At 31.6% G+C, this 468-nt stretch carries 1 protein-coding gene; it reads left to right on the top strand.

Annotation, left to right across the window (positions count from 1 at the left end):
- The first annotated feature begins 29 nt into the window (after positions 1-29).
- The gene (locus E2E34_RS37385; RefSeq protein ID WP_369334640.1) at positions 30-131 is read left to right on the top strand and encodes a RidA family protein; all 102 of its coding nucleotides are present in this window, start codon (positions 30-32) and stop codon (positions 129-131) included.
- The last annotated feature ends 337 nt before the right edge of the window (positions 132-468 follow it).

The raw sequence follows: 468 nt of genomic DNA, 5'->3' as shown, positions 1-468 counted from the left end.
CTATTTTTGTTGATCAATTCAAAAAATATATGCCAAACCATATGCCTACTTGGACTTGTGTTGAAGTTACGAAACTAGGTGACCCTGAAATGCTTGTTGAAATTGAAGTTGAAGCGTGTGTTGCTAATTAAAAAATATCAATACATTATATTTGTTTGCATGCATTGTAAAATAAATCTTAATATAATCGACCAAGTGGTGAAAGAGAATATTCACACATAATGCATTAAAAAAAACTTCATTTATTTATCATTAATCCATATAGTACACTATTTTACAAATTAATCGTCTTACTAGAATCAATGTCTTCACTTGTCATCCAAATTAAATTGGGAACTTGCCCATGACCGTCTCGTAAACATGACATCTCTTACTTCTCTTCACTAAAGAAAGCTGATATCCCTTTCCGCAAAATTAGTCGACGTTGACTTGTGGTGAAATTGTCCCGTTTGAAGTAATATAGATATC

The organism is Streptomyces albidochromogenes, assembly GCF_005981925.1.
Classification (GTDB): domain Bacteria; phylum Actinomycetota; class Actinomycetes; order Streptomycetales; family Streptomycetaceae; genus Streptomyces; species Streptomyces albidochromogenes.
The sequence above is the reverse complement of the archived record's forward strand: the minus strand, read 5'-3'. Positions and strand labels throughout refer to the sequence as shown.

Bases quoted from the DNA above. Each gene is read 5' to 3' on its own strand.
- E2E34_RS37385 (WP_369334640.1), top strand. From the start codon at position 30: ATGCCAAACCATATGCCTACTTGGACTTGTGTTGAAGTTACGAAACTA.